Consider the following 14,879-nt stretch of genomic DNA (forward strand, 5'->3'; position numbering starts at 1 on the left):
ATACATATGACAAAAATATTAGACGGAATCAGAATCATTGATTTTACACAGGGCCATACGGGCAGCTACGGGACTATGCTCCTGGCTGACTTTGGCGCTGAGGTAATAAAGATCGAAGACTATAAGAAGGGCGGCGATGTCATGCGGAGCAGTTTCCCCAAGACGGAAAAGGGAAGCGCGTATCACGCCTACATGAATCGGGGGAAAAAGAGCATCTGTATAGACCGTTTCTCGCCAAAAGGGCAGGAAATGATCCTCAAATTGATCGAAAAATCCGATGTTGTCTGCGATGGATTTCCTGCGGGAGAAATGGAACAATGCGGGATCGGTTATGATGAGGCACGCAAAGTAAATCCCCGGATTATTTACGCTTCCCATACCGGGTTTGGCAAGACCGGTCCGCTGAGCAATACCGCCGGGTGCGACATCGCATCGGAGGCTATCTGCGGACTGATGGAAACCACCGGGTCGCCTGAGGGAGACCCCACTGCCCACGGTTCAAGAATCGCCGACCAGTTCGGAGGGGTATTCTTTGCTTTTTCCATTGTGGCGGCGCTGATGGCAAGAATCGAAATGGGAGAAGGACAGCAGATCGACGTTGCCTCGTCGGACTGCATGTTCACCGCGCTGGAGGACTGTGTTGCCGAGGCATACATGGACGGGGTGACGGAGCATCGGGAAGGAAACGGCTCGAGAGCCATAGCGCCTTACGATACCTTTGAAGTGAAAGACGGCATTTTATCGACAGCCGTGTCCACCAACTCCCAGTGGAAGAAATTCTGTCTGGCCATGGGCTTCGATGACCTGATCGATGATCCAAAATATGCCACCAACGAGCTTCGGGGAGAAAACTACTATGGCGAAAATGGTCTGCGGCAGCGGATCGCCGGCAAGTTTGAAACCATGACAAAGTGGGAGATCGAGGATATGCTCAGGCCGTACAACATTCCCAGCGGACCGGGATTCACCGTTCCCGAAGCCTTTGAGAATGAGCAGCTGCAGATCCGAAACATGGTCGTTGAGGTTGAAGACAAGAGTCTGGGAGCAATCAAGATGCCGGGGATTCCTATCAAAATTTCAGGAATCGATGATACGGATATCAGCTCCGCGCCTTTGCTGGGCGAAGATACCAAAGCGTTTTTACAGCAGGCCGGATATACGGAGCAGGAAATTGAGGCCATGGCTGCGGATGGCGTGATTATGTGCGGAGGAGGGGATGCGGCATGAGACCTTTTGACGGAATAACGGTACTGGATTTTACACAGGCGTACAGCGGACCCTACTGCGCTTTGAACCTGGCGGATAACGGCGCGCGGGTCATCAAGGTGGAACGGGCGGTGGACGGCGAACAGTCGAGGTACTGGACCCCCTATACGGAAGACGGGGAAAGCGGATATTTCGCTCTTTATAACCGCAACAAGGAATGTCTGGCGGTGGATCTGGGAGAGCCGGAAGGAAAAGAAATCATCAAAAAGCTCTTTGCGGAGGTCGACGTGGTTCTGGAAAATTTCAAGTACGGCACCATGGACAAGCTGGGAATCGGCTATGAGGTGGCAAAGGAAATCAATCCGGAAATCATTTTCGCTTCCATCACCGGTTACGGGCAGACAGGACCTCTGCGCAAAAACACAGCCTACGACAATGTGATCGAATGTATGTGCGGGTTTATGGAAATGACGGGCTATCCCGATGGAGAGCCAATGCGTTCAGGGACTTCCGTAGGGGACAGCTATACGGGCCTGACCATGCTGCTTGCCATCGCGCTGGCCTGCTACGACAAAAAGCGGACAGGCAAAGGCAGAAGACTGGATGTGGCTATGTTCGACACCATGTTCGCGACAATTGAGGACGCTGTTTTAGCCTACAGCCTGACCGGAGAAGAAATCAGCAGATCCGGCAACGCAAAGCCAAGAGAGATCGTGCCTTATGACGTGTACAAATGCGAGGACGGCTCAGTGGCGGTGGGCATCACGGAGGAGTCCATGTGGCCGGGCTTTTGCGAGGCCGTGGAAATGCCGGAGCTCAAGGATGACCCCAGATTCCGTACCAATGATCTGCGGTGTCAGCACTTTGCCCAGTTCACAGAAATCATGCGGGACTTTATGAAGGAAAAAAAACAGGCCTGGGTATTGGAACAATTTGCGAAATATAACATACCCGCCGCGCCGATTTTAGTTCCCCTGCGGACTATGGAACACCCGCAGACCTTAGCCAGGGAGATGGTCATTGATATCGACGATGCGAACATAGGAAAGTATAAAGCGTTCGGACATCCGATAAAATTCAGCAAGACCCCTTGCTTCGTAAAGAAATCCTCGCCCAGGCTGGGTGAAAACACCCTTGATATTCTGACATCCCTGGGGTACGGCCAGGAGGAGATCCAAAGATATATCGATGAAGAAATCGTCAGTGTTCCCGAAGAAAAATAGGAACTGTGTTATATAATCTGATAGAATAGTTTATGGGCAGAGTATTTATTTTTTAAATAAATACTCTGCTTAATATGATATATTGCAAAGAATTTTTGAGGGAGAGGTATCAGAATGAAATATATTCAGTTTCTGAAAGAAAATTATGATTATCTGATGAGTTTTATTAATTGCATGAAAGTCGGTATATGGATCACGGACGCAGAGGGAAAAGTAATCATGGTTAATGACTACTCGCTCAGCACAGGCGGCCTGGGCCGCGATGAACTATTGGGACGATATACAACAGAATTGATAGAAACCGGATATATTTTATATGAATCGTCGGTATTAAAGGCGATAAAAAGCGGACATGAAGAGAGCATCGTGCAGGAAGAGGGAGAAGGCGGAAACCTGATGGCTACCAGCATTCCTCTGTTCGACGGCGATGAGCTGGATCTGGTCATATGTGTTGAGCTGGACATCACAGAGGTGATGCGCCTGAAAAGACTTCTGGAAAACCAAGAAAATATTGCCAGAAAGTACAGAGATGAGCTTCTGAAATTTTTAGGGCAGAACAATGGCGATAACAGCAGCGTTGAGGAAATGGTTACCTACAATGTAAACATGATCCGCATCAAGGATATGGCTGCCAAAACAGGCAGAACGGACGCCACGGTTATCATTACCGGCGAGTCGGGAACCGGCAAAGAGGTTATGGCGAACCTGATCCAGAAAAACAGCACCAGGGCCGACGCTCCCTTCATAAAGGTCAACTGCGCGGCAATCCCCGAATCCTTGATTGAATCGGAATTCTTCGGATACGAGAAGGGCACCTTTACCGGCGCCAACGTCAACGGCAAGATCGGTTTGTTTGAATTGGCAAACGGGGGAACCCTGTTTTTAGACGAGATCGGCGATCTGCCGCTGCAGATGCAGTCCAAGCTGCTCCGGGTCATTCAGGAGAGAGAAGTTCGCAAGATCGGCGGAGAAAAGGTCATCCCTGTGGATATCAGATTCATTGCCGCCACCAATAAAAATCTGAAAAAGGAAATGGAACGGGGGAACTTCAGAAGCGATCTTTATTACCGGCTGTTTGTTGTACCTATTCATATTCCGCCGCTGAGGCAAAGGCCCGAAGATATCGCACCCATGGCAAATTACTTTATAAAAATTTTTAATGAGCAGTATAAAATGAATAAAGTCATCTGTGAGGACGCTATTAAAGAATTGGAGACCTACTACTGGCCAGGCAATGTGCGGGAACTGAGAAACGTAATTGAACGATTGGCCGTCAGCGGGTCGGGAGATCAAATAACCAGGTTTCAGGTGAATCTGTGCCTCAACGACAACAGCAATACCGGCGACAGCATGGGGCCGGAAGGGAGAAACCAGTCCCTGAATACGCTGCTGAGAGAGTATGAACGGGAAATCATAATGAAAGCGGTGGATGAATGCGGGAGCATCAGCGCTGCCGCAAGAGCCCTTCAGGTTAATAAATCGACCATATCGAAAAAGCTGAAGGAATATGGTCTCTAAAATCATCATAAGCGGATCCTGAAAGGGGAATGAAAACCGGCCGTGCGCCGAAAGGCACGGTCGGTTTTCCAGTATGGTAACAATAACTTTTACGCTTCATCAACTACGAAGGTAGTCTTTCCTTTTACGGTTAAAACCGGCTCATCGAAGACCTCTGAGCGATCGGTTTTTTGATTGTATTCAGAGGTTTTGTACATTTCATATCCGTATACTCTGGATCTGGTGCCCTGTTTGATCAGCCATACGATGATTTCCACTGCGTCCAGCATATGGACGGAGCGCAAAATGTCTGCTTCGGTATGTACGAACAGGCCGCCGTCGCCGTTGTCCCGGATGTTGCACAGCTCCGTAACACAGTCGATACACTTCTCCATTAACTTGCATCCTGAAATCATTTCCCCAGGATAATGCATATCTTCACCGTTGATGGACATCCTGAACGTTAATTCGGTTACGTCCTTTCCCTTTTTTACTTCGCCCAATAAAGCTCTTTTTTCAGCTTCTACTTTTGCCATAATCATATCCTCCTTGTTAATCGCAGATCAGTTCGTTTTAGCTTATCTATAGTATACGCATAAATGATGCCAACCTTTTGCAAGAAAGAATTTGTTGGAATTTCAACGAAAAGTAAAACGGCGGATTCTTTAATCGCAAAGTATCGTTGCCGCCTGGCAACGCCGTTGACGTACGGCAACGGAAATATAAATATAATATTGAATTGATTGGTAAATCGTGGTAGCATAAAATCAAATACTGCGATTTCTGAGTTTAAAGGGGTGTCAGATGGATTTCAGACAAATTGAGGCATATGTAAATGTTGTAAAACAAAAAAGCTTTTCAAAAGCAGCCTATATCAGCAATGTAAAACAACCGACCATAAGTTCCCATGTCAACGCATTGGAGAGGGAAATGGGCGTAAAGCTGATCGACCGGACCCATCGCGAGGCGAGGCCGACGCCGGAAGGACAGGTGTTTTATGACTATGCCATAAATATGATTAATTTGCGGGAAACCGCCATGTACTCGGTTAAGGGCTTCCAAAAAAACATCAGCGGAATCATAAGAATTCACGCTTCTAATTTCCCGGCCGAATATATTCTGCCGGATCTGATAAAAGATTTTTCCGATCTGTATCCAAATGTAAAATTTCAAATTGAACAATATGACAGCAAGCAGGTGCTGAAAAACATGCTGGAAAATAAAGCGGAAGTGGGATTTACGGGGGTAAAGGGCAGCTATGGCCTCACCTACATGCCCTTATTTGAGGATGAACTGGTGGTCATCACGCCGAAGGAAAAAGCATATGAGGATCTGATAAAAGATACGGTCAAGGTATCGGAAATTGCCGCCTATCCGCTGATTTTCAGAGAACAGGGCTCCGGCACCAGAAAACTCATCGAAGCGGTGCTGATGAGAGACGGCATTCAGCTGGAAAACCTGAATCTTGCGGTGATTGTCAATAACAACGCCATGGTGAAGCGATTTGTAAAAAAGGGTATGGGAATTGCGGTTATCTCAAAATGCGCGGTGGAAAAAGAGGACGAAGATGTTTTTCATATTATAGAGATCGATAACCTGGGGGTTAAGAGAAAATTTTATCTCACCTATAACAAAAAAATTACCGGAACCCCCACGGTGAATCTGTTTAAATCTTTTGTGGAGGAGCGTTTTAAATAATTCTATACGGATAAAAGCCAGCTCTAAATTTCAAGCTGGCTTTTATCGTGTTTATGTCAGAAGAAAATTCAAGATTGCTTGTTTGCTGAGTTCTTTTTTACGATTCGTATTACCACCCTGACTGCCACAAAGAGGATAAAGATGATTCCCACATAGCCGTTTATGACATAAATGATATTGAGCAGCTTGTTGAACGGCAGCAGTAAGGCGATTGCCGCGCCCAGCAGTGCCAATACAACGATTACGATCTTGCCTTTGCTCGTTTTTTCATCGACAAATCTGGTGGCCGGACTGTAGAGCAGCGGCACGGCGGATGAGTAAATGCCGAACATGATGATGATGGCGAATATTCCGCCCAGGGCAGGGCTGAGGTTTGTTGCCAGAGTGAGGATCGGAATCTGCGACCCTTCCATGGACGCCATATTGGCAAACATGGCGAGTACCACGATCAGAGCAGTGATGGTAAAGAGCACAACGCCTAAAATCTGCCCATAGGCGGCCTGCTTAAAGCTTTTCAGAGTTTTGCCATACGCAGGCAGGAAAGCTACCATCCAGAGGATGCCGAATCCCAGGTAATTGAATACGGACATGTACCAGGAGTCCGCAGGCTTGACCAGATCCAGGTCAGCCGTAAGGGCCATGCCTTCCTTGATGGACAGGTCTCCCATGAAGATGTTGGGAATACAGATTAGGATGGTGATTACGATTAACGCGGGGCCGATTTTGCCGATGATATCGGCGATTCTGTTGAGTCCCAGGGTAACGGTCAAGCCGCCCGCAGCCGCCAGTACGATCACGCCGACCCAGGTAGGCAGTCCGTAGTGCTGATTGAGGGTCGCTCCGGCGCCGGAACACATGACGATGAAGGACATATAGACAAACAGGTTGGTGAAGTAATCATAAAAGGTGCCTATGTACTTTCCGCAATAGTATTTATAGACGCCGTCCTTTGTTTCAAACTGCTCCCGGTATCCGGTGGTGATGAATTCCGTGTCCATCCAGGAGCCGATAATCAGATAGGCGATGAGGGCGGCAAAGGCGCTGACACCATAGGATGTGAAATACTGCAGAACCTCCTGCCCCGTGGCAAATCCCGAACCGATCGCAAATGCGATATAGGTGCCGGCTACGGTTAAAATTCCTCCCAGACTTACTTTATTTCCGCTCATATCATTTCTCCTTTATAATAAATTTATGCTTCATATACGATATTGCCGTCCATCATAGTCATGAGTACCGGCATTTCAAACATTTGATCGCGGTCGCCGATTATTTCAAATGGATCTTTGCCTAAAACCGTGATGTCCGCCAGCTTGCCCGCTTCCAGAGTACCCAGCTCCTTCTCCCTGCCGCATGCGTAGGCCGACCCATAGGTATAGTTTCTCAGGGCTTCCCGCAGGGATAATTTTTCCCAGGGGTTATAGCCGCCTTCCGGCTCAAGCTCATTGGTCAGCCTGTTTACACAGCGGAATAATCCCTTAAAGGGCGTGAAATCCACCACCGGGTAATCGGTTCCGAAGGCCATGTGCGCACCGGTATCTGAAATTGATTTAAATGCCCACATGTATTTCATCCGTTCTTCTCCGATGAGATGGTGGAAGGGATGGGTGCTGTAATGGGTGCGGGGCGAATGCTCCGGCTGAACGGAAGCGATAACGCCCAATTCTTTGAACCTTGGAATATCTTCGGGGACGATCATTTCAATATGCTCAATGGCATGTCTCAGATCCCGGAAACCATTGACTTTCCCGGCCTCTTCAAACGCGTCCAGCGCCAGATGGACAGCGCCGTCGCCGCAGCAATGGAGACGACATTTAACCCCCAGGGCATCCAGCTCGGTGATTCTTTTCAGGAGCTTGTCCCGTGGAATAAGGGGCTCGCTTACGAAGCCCGGCCGGTCCTCGTAGGGCGCGGCCAGATATCCGGTGTAGCCCATGGGCGTGCCGTCGAGAAAATCCTTTACGCCATTGAAGGTCACAACAGGTCCGGTAAATTCCTTTTCCATAGCCTTGATTTTTTCATTGGATTCCATCATAGCCACGGAAAAGTTGATGCGAATGGAGGAATCTCCCGCTTTCTGCAGAATCCGGTAAGCGCCTTCCCTGAGAATCCCGTGCAGCGGCAAATCGCCGACAGAAGTTATTCCCAGACGGTTGGCCATTTTTGCAAAGGCCCTTGTAAAATCAGCGATTCTTTCATCAGAGATTTCCTCAAAGATTATCCTCAGCAGGGGAGCCACCGCCAGCTCATGGACATAGCCGGTCAGCTCGCCGTTTTCATCCTTGAAATATTCGCCGTTGGGCGGGTTGGGCGTATCCTTTGTAATGTGAAGCCTTCTTAAAGCCTCGCTGTTGAGCCATGCTCCGTGACACTCCTTGTTTAAAGAAAATACAGGCGTGTGGGGAAAATACCTATCCAGGCTTTCCTTTGACGGGAGCTTTTGACCCGGCCAGACGAAGTGATCCCATGCTCCGCCCAAAATCCACTGGTCCGGATCTTTATCCTTGTTGTGCTCGTACAAGTATTTTGCGGCTTCCTCCTCCGTCGCTGTCCGGCGGATGGTGCCAAAGTACTCCATCATGGCGGCCATGGCTATGTGAACGTGATAATCGTTAAAGCCCGGCATTAAAAACCCGTCCTCATAGTCGAGGATTTCATCCGCCAGGTTCGCGTGCCACTCTTCCGCCGGAATAATATCCCGGATCCGGTTTCCGTCGATTAACAGATACCCGTCAATCAGAGCGTCCGAAGCCACTGTATAGATCTTTTTACATCGAATTGCTTTCATGCTCCACCTCCGTTTTTTAAATTGAGAGATATGTCGATCTTTTTCTCACGCAATAATAAGTGCAGGTTATGTGCCAGATTGGGAAGATCAGGAGGAACGCAGCAGCCAAAGCCTTGATTTGCAATGTGTTCAAGGATTTTAATTTTTTTAAGCGGCCCGGCGGCACTGGGAATTCAGGCGGCAGAAACGCAATTGTTGCATTATCGCAATGACGTGATAAAGTGAAAGGCGCTTGATTCCGGCTGGGCGGGCAGTGGAAATAAGGGAGAATGTCATAACTAGGAAGTTATTTATTGGCTAATTGATACTTTTAGGAAAAAATGCGGGAGGATCTTGGTAAAACTATCAAAATAATGCAATGAGCTGTGGCTGATGGATATTTTGCTGTTTTTCTTTTTCAAAATCGCCGTAAAAGTATCAAAATTTTGCTGTTTAGTTGTATATATTGATATTCGGGGGCTGAGGCTGATGCCGACAATCGGGACGTATGTCTTTTGCCATGGAGCAACTTTCTATTTATTGTGTGCAGTGAAGGTGAATTAATAGACTGATACCGCAATAAGAGTAAAAAAATATTGATTTTTATAATACTAACGGCTATGATTGATTTAAGGCATTACATCTTGTAACTTCCCCACAAAGGAGCTTCTCTATGGATTTTAACAAACTCACGGATGGAACAAAGCGATGTATCAGCGCGGTCATCGAATGTATAGACGACGGAATTTTTATAACCGACGGCGAGGGAACGGTAGTTGCGCTTAATAAAAGCGCACTGGGATGTCAAAGCAGAGAAAACCTGATCGGAAAAAATATGAGGCAGTTAATTGAGGAAGGAATATACGAAGATTCCCTGGCCTTACGGGTCATAAAAGAAAAAAAGCCTCTCAGCATGGTACAGCATGAAGAAACGGATATCTTAACGACGGCCATTCCTCATATTGAGAGCGGTCAGGTGAAAATGGTCGTCTGCTGTGAACGCGAAGTTTACGAACTGGATGCCTTGAGGCGGGAACTGAAAGAAAGCAAAGCGAAAAATCTGCAGTACGAGCAGGAGCTCAGGTACCTGAGAAAAAATGCCACCAGGGATGTGGGCATTATCGCGGAGAGCGCACAGATGCACGATGTCATAGAGCTGGCGCTCACGGCCGCCAGATTTGATTCCAGGGTACTTTTACAGGGAGAAACGGGAACCGGAAAAGAGGTAATCGCCAAGCTGATCTACCGCAACGGCAAGCGGGCCGACAAGCCTTTTGTCGATGTGAATTGCGGTGCCATTCCCGAAAATCTGCTGGAATCGGAGCTGTTCGGATATGAGCGGGGAGCCTTCACAGGCGCGAGAGAGGATGGAAAGAAAGGGGTATTTGAGCTTGCTGACGGCGGCGTGCTGTTTTTAGATGAAATCGGGGAAACCTCAATTAATTTCCAAACCAAGCTACTGCGGTGCATACAGGAAGGTGCCGTAACGAGAGTGGGAGGAGACAGGGCCATTCCCGTCGATGTCCAGATCATCGCAGCTACGAACCGGGATTTAATGAAGGAAATAAAAGAAGGCCGGTTCCGCGAGGATTTGTATTATCGATTAAACGTGTTTCCCATTCAGATACCGCCCTTGCGTGAGAGGAAGAGCGACATCGCTTCATTGGTATATTTGTATGCCGCGAGGTTTAATGATAAATACGGCACCGATAAAATGTTCTCAAGGCAAGCGCTGGAAGCTTTACAGAATTACAAATGGCCGGGCAATGTCCGAGAGCTGGCGAATGTAATCGAGCGGTTGATCCTCATAAGCAAAGATAAAATAATCAAAGAAGAAGAGCTGCAGCCCCTGTTGTTTGCCGACAGCGCCTTTGAAGATTTTGAAATAACCGAGGCTTCGCTGGAAGAAAATGTGGCTCGTATTGAACAGGAGGTCCTGTCAAGGTCCCTGAAAAAATACAAAAAACGGTCGGAACTGGCGGACGCTTTGGACATATCCGTGGCTACACTGAACAGGAAGCTGAGGAAATATGGACTGGGTGAGTAGCGTACTTCGTGCAGAATTGATTGATGTCGATCAATTCTGCGCTATTTTTTTTGCCCTCAATTCGATGAACGTTTAAATTTCAAGGCTTTGTACATGGCATGGTTATTGCGTTTGTTTACAGCATATAAGGAGGGAGAATTATGAATGGCCTGAAATTAGAATTGGAGATTGTCGAAATCAAGGATATCGCGTTCGACAGCACAACCGCGGTCAGGGATCATATTCTGTACATTGATAAAGAAGAGCTTATCAACTATCTGGACGATCCCCGCCTGCAGAACATGGAAGTCGATTTGGCACGGCCCGGTGAGTCAGTGCGGATCATTCCGGTAAAAGATGTCATAGAACCGAGGATTAAGGATGACGGCACGGGAGGCAGCTTCCCCGGATTTTTAGGCGGCTATGAAGGCGTCGGCGACGGCAAAACGATCGTTTTGAGGGGATGCAGCGTGATAACCACAGGGAAAATCGTAGGCTTTCAGGAGGGCATCATCGATATGTCAGGACCGGCAGCCAGGCACTGTGAATTTTCTGAGCTGAACAATGTCGTTGTCAAAGCGGACCCGGCGGATGGTATAGAACCCTCCGAACATGAAGCCGCGATCAGAGAGGCGGGACTCAAGGCAGCTCATTTCCTGGCAAAGGCCGGAATCGGAGCCGGTTTTGATTCGGTAGAAACCTACCAGCTTCCCGAAGTTTCAGCGGAGCTGCCCAGAGTGGCAATTATGTATATGACCATTGCCCAGGGACTGCTCCATGACAACTACGTATATGGCATCGACGCAAAGATGCTTCATCCTACCTTGCTTCATCCAAACGAGCTGCTGGATGGGGTGCTGGTAAACGGAACCTGTGTTGTGGCCGCCGACAAGCAGACCACCTACAGACACCAAAACAACGCGCTTGTCAGGGAGCTGTACGCAAGACACGGCGTTGACCTGAACTTTGCGGGGGTGATCGTAGTCCCTGTAAGACCTGAGCTTAAAGAAAAGAAACGATGCTGCAATGGGGCTGTCAACCTTGCGCGGACCATCCGGGCAGACGGGGTTATTATTCCGGAAGAAGGCGGCGGAAACCCTGAGGCGGATCTGATGATGACATGCAGGGCCTGTGAAAAGCATGGCATTAAAACCGTGCTGATTATCGCCCTGGAGGACCCGCTTACGGATACGACACCCGAAGCCGACGCGGTGATTGACGTAGGAAACGATGACGAAGTGCTTACGCTTCCGCCTGTAAAAAAGGTACTCGGATACGAAGAACAAGTACAGCTGTTATCCGGAGCACCTGAGAACTGTATCGGCGATGACGGGACAATACAGGTCCCTCTATATGTAATTACCGGGCTGCATGGAAGTCTGATCGGTTCTCATGTGAGAGGCGAAGTGTATTGACAGGAAAGGCGGTGAGAAGAATGAGAATCATACATTACTTAAATCAGTTTTACGGGCAGATCGGAGGTGAGTCGGAGGCTTACTGCCCACTGCAGGTAAAAGAAGAAGCGGTTGGGCCGGGAAAGAGGATCGAAGCCATGCTTGGAGACGACGCACGAATTGTTGCCACGATTATTTGCGGCGATAATTATTTTAATGAAAATACAGAGACCGTGGGCCGGCAAATCGAAGAAGCGCTGAAAAAATACGATGCTGATTTATTGATAGCAGGGCCGGCCTTCAATGCGGGAAGGTATGGAATCGCCTGCGGCGCTGTCTGCAAGATTGCCTATGAAATGGGCATCGAGGCTGTGAGCGGAATGTACCGGGAAAATCCGGGAGTGGAAATGTACCGCAGGTACGGCTATATCGCATCCACTGCCAACAATGCCAGGAGAATGAAAGAAGCCCTGGAATCTATTTGCGGTTTGGCGAAGAAAATCCTCAGTGGGCAAACATTGGCAACTGCGGAGGAAGAAGGTTATTTTGAAAGAGGCCTGCGCAGAAACGTATACGTGGAACGAAACGCGGCGCAGAGAGCGACAGACATGCTTTTGGCAAAGATAAAGGGTGAGGCATTCGTCACAGAAAGAGAAATGCCCGTATTTAAAAAGTTTGCTCCCAGTCCTGCCATAAAGGATATGAAACATGCGACGATTGCGGTTATGACAAGCGGCGGCCTGGTGCCGAAAGGTAATCCGGACAGGCTGGAAACGTGCAACTGCACCAAGTATAAAAAGTATTCCCTGGAAGAGGCTTACGGCGGAAAAGGAGCGGCGGCCGGACAGGTGGTGCACGGCGGCTATGATCCTGTATACGGGAACGCTGACGGAAACCGGATACTGCCTGCGGACGTACTGGTTAAGCTGGAGGAAGAAGGCGTGTTCGGTAAATTCTATGATCACACCTATGTGACCGTGGGAAACGGAACCGAGGTCGATCATGCGGCTGAGTTTGGCGACAGGATCGCCGAGGAACTCAAAGAGGACGGTGTTGACGGTGTGCTTCTCACCTCCACCTGAGGAACCTGTACTCGTTGCGGCGCAACGATAGCAAAACATATCGACAAAGCAGGAATCCCCATCGTGCATATTTGTACCGTCACACCGATTTCCATGACCGTCGGGGCAAACAGAATTGTTCCCGGCGTTTCGATCCCCCATCCTGCGGGAAATCCCCATGTAAGCCGGGAAGAGGAATTGAAAATCAGAGAAAAGATTGTAAGAACAGCGCTTAAGGCGCTTGAGACAGAGATAACGGAACAAACGGTATTTGAAGTGGAATCGGTCAGGAGGTATGAAAATGAGTGAGAAAAACAACGGCATCGTCATTGACAACAGTAAAATTAAAAAGCAGGATGTAAAACTGTTTACCATGGTGTTCATGATGTACGCTTTTTGCAGCGGCGGAGCTTTTGGTATTGAAGAAATGATCCCTGTGGCAGGCCCCGGAATGACAGTGTTGCTCCTGCTGCTGATCGCGATTTTCTGGGCAACGCCCCAGGCCTTCATATCCGTAGAGCTTGGCTCGGCGATGCCCTACACGGGCGGATTTTACAAGTGGGTCCAGGCAGGTTTGGGAGAATTTTGGGCCTTTACCGCAGGGTGGTGCCGCGTCATCGCCCAGTATGTGGAAAACGCTTCCTATATTATCCTGAGCGTGGGCTATCTCAGCACGCTGGTTCCTATGTCAGAAGGCGTGTCGTATATGGTAAAGGTCGCGATCATATTGTTCTTCACGGCGATTAATCTCAGAGGGATAAAAGAAGTAGGCTGGGTAAGCACACTTCTTTCGCTTACCATACTGATCGCCTTTGCCGCGGTGACGGCGGTTGGATTTGTCAATTGGGACACCAACCCCCTTGTACCATTTTACAATGAAGAAGAAGGTTTGTTCTGGGGCATTTCCGGCGCGCTTGCCATTGGAATGTGGATGTATTCCGGATACACATCTGTTTCAACCCTGGCAGGAGACTGCAAGGACCCGACCATTGTTCCCAAAGCGCTGATGATTGGACTTCCCCTCATTACCCTTACCTATCTTCTGCCCACCTTATCCGGCGTGTCGGCAATCGGCAACTGGCAGGATTGGGGACCTGACAGCCTTAACTACGGTTCAGTAGCGGCATTGGCAAGCCCTCTGTTCGGCTCCTTTATGATGATTGTGGCGATCTTCGGCTGCCTGTCCTGCTACAATTCCTGTATGATTTCGCTGTCAAGAAACTTTTACGCTATAGCGGAAGATAAGCTGGCTCCCAAGATTTTAACAAAGGTTGATAAGAAGAGGGGCGTGCCTTATATCGCGATCCTCACAATCGCCGCGATTTCCATTGTCGGCTGTTCTATGGATTTTTCAACGGTGGTGACGATGTCGGTAACGCTGTTCATGGTTGACTACGTGCTGGTCTGCATTGCGGGCATCATGCTGAGAAAGAAAGCGCCCGATCTGGAAAGACCCTTCAAGCTGCCCTTTGGAACAAAGGGGGTAGCACTGTTTGTAACGCCCGTATTTGTGGTTGCCTTTATTGCGCTCATGATTAACGGCGCCGACTATTTTCTGGGCGGAATCATCGGTGTTGCCATTATACCGATTCTCTATGTTTACTTTAAACGGAGAAGGGGCGGTTTGTCTAAATTGGGCTACAACAAAGAAGCGATAAACGAGAAGACGAAGCTGTGCTGCGGAGACTTGAAGAGAATGACAAAGCTGTTCGCCGTTTTCTCCGTACTGGGGATCATCGGCAGCTTCTTTATCCCATTTTATGAAGGCTCCTGGGGCCCGGAATATTATATGGAGACATACGGTCCTGAACAGGCCTACGCCTTTATTATTACGGCAATCAGAGTGATGACGGCTATCTATATGGCAGCAGCGGCAGTGCTCTATGGCCTGTCCAAAAAATATGAAGAGTAAAATCAAATGATTACCCGGCAATAGATAGAAAAAATCTATACTGCCTCCGCAGGATTGAAAAGCCCCGGCTGATAATATTATACTATTCGGAAAGG

At 48.6% G+C, this 14,879-nt stretch carries 11 protein-coding genes; 8 read left to right on the plus strand and 3 right to left on the minus strand.

The features are described 5' to 3' along the window. Positions 1–6 precede the first annotated feature (6 nt). The 3 genes from NE619_RS06810 to NE619_RS06820 all read left to right on the plus strand — a co-directional run bounded on the left by NE619_RS06810 (position 7) and on the right by NE619_RS06820 (position 3,947). Positions 7–1,227: a CaiB/BaiF CoA transferase family protein gene (locus NE619_RS06810; RefSeq protein ID WP_256131641.1), complete on the plus strand. Its 1,221-nt coding sequence runs from the start codon at positions 7–9 to the stop codon at positions 1,225–1,227. After that, positions 1,224–2,429 carry a CaiB/BaiF CoA transferase family protein gene (locus NE619_RS06815; RefSeq protein WP_256131642.1) on the plus strand — a complete coding sequence of 402 codons (1,206 nt, stop codon included), beginning with the start codon at positions 1,224–1,226 and terminating at the stop codon, positions 2,427–2,429. Before NE619_RS06810 ends, NE619_RS06815 begins: the two co-directional genes overlap by 4 nt. Positions 2,430–2,543: 114 nt before the next feature. Beyond that, positions 2,544–3,947, plus strand: a complete 1,404-nt coding sequence (locus tag NE619_RS06820) for a sigma-54 interaction domain-containing protein (RefSeq protein WP_256131643.1) — start codon at positions 2,544–2,546, stop codon at positions 3,945–3,947. A gap of 89 nt (positions 3,948–4,036) precedes the next feature. Here the strand turns inward: NE619_RS06820 and NE619_RS06825 are convergent, their stop codons facing one another. Next, positions 4,037–4,462: a hypothetical protein gene (locus NE619_RS06825; protein ID WP_256131644.1), complete on the minus strand. Its 426-nt coding sequence runs from the start codon at positions 4,460–4,462 to the stop codon at positions 4,037–4,039. 268 nt (positions 4,463–4,730) lie between these two features. On the opposite strand from NE619_RS06825, the gene NE619_RS06830 reads away from it, so the two are divergent. Then, the gene (locus NE619_RS06830; protein WP_256131645.1) at positions 4,731–5,624 is read left to right on the plus strand and encodes a selenium metabolism-associated LysR family transcriptional regulator; all 894 of its coding nucleotides are present in this window, start codon (positions 4,731–4,733) and stop codon (positions 5,622–5,624) included. A gap of 68 nt (positions 5,625–5,692) precedes the next feature. Here NE619_RS06830 and NE619_RS06835 read toward each other — a convergent pair whose 3' ends face one another. Then, complete coding sequence (locus NE619_RS06835) at positions 5,693–6,793, minus strand: hypothetical protein (RefSeq protein ID WP_256131646.1); 1,101 nt, start codon at positions 6,791–6,793, stop codon at positions 5,693–5,695. Between the two features lie 23 nt (positions 6,794–6,816). Next, complete coding sequence (locus NE619_RS06840) at positions 6,817–8,412, minus strand: amidohydrolase (RefSeq protein ID WP_256131647.1); 1,596 nt, start codon at positions 8,410–8,412, stop codon at positions 6,817–6,819. Positions 8,413–9,064: 652 nt separating this feature from the next. Between NE619_RS06840 and NE619_RS06845 the strand changes: the two genes are divergently transcribed. The 4 genes from NE619_RS06845 (at position 9,065) to NE619_RS06860 (ending at position 14,784) form a co-directional block, all read left to right on the plus strand. Further along, complete coding sequence (locus tag NE619_RS06845; RefSeq protein ID WP_256131648.1) at positions 9,065–10,438, plus strand: sigma-54 interaction domain-containing protein; 1,374 nt, start codon at positions 9,065–9,067, stop codon at positions 10,436–10,438. A 140-nt stretch (positions 10,439–10,578) separates the two neighbouring features. Continuing rightward, positions 10,579–11,832, plus strand: coding sequence for a glycine/sarcosine/betaine reductase component B subunit (locus NE619_RS06850; protein WP_256131649.1), 1,254 nt, complete (start codon positions 10,579–10,581; stop codon positions 11,830–11,832). A gap of 20 nt (positions 11,833–11,852) precedes the next feature. Next, positions 11,853–13,181, plus strand: a complete 1,329-nt coding sequence (locus tag NE619_RS06855) for a glycine/betaine/sarcosine/D-proline family reductase selenoprotein B (protein ID WP_256131650.1) — start codon at positions 11,853–11,855, stop codon at positions 13,179–13,181. After that, entirely contained in the window at positions 13,174–14,784 is a 1,611-nt protein-coding gene (locus tag NE619_RS06860) for an APC family permease (protein ID WP_256131651.1), read from the plus strand. Before NE619_RS06855 ends, NE619_RS06860 begins: the two co-directional genes overlap by 8 nt. Positions 14,785–14,879: the final 95 nt, after the last annotated feature.

Origin of the sequence: Anaerovorax odorimutans (genome assembly GCF_024459955.1) — a bacterium.
GTDB lineage: Bacteria > Bacillota > Clostridia > Peptostreptococcales > Anaerovoracaceae > Hominibacterium > Hominibacterium odorimutans_A.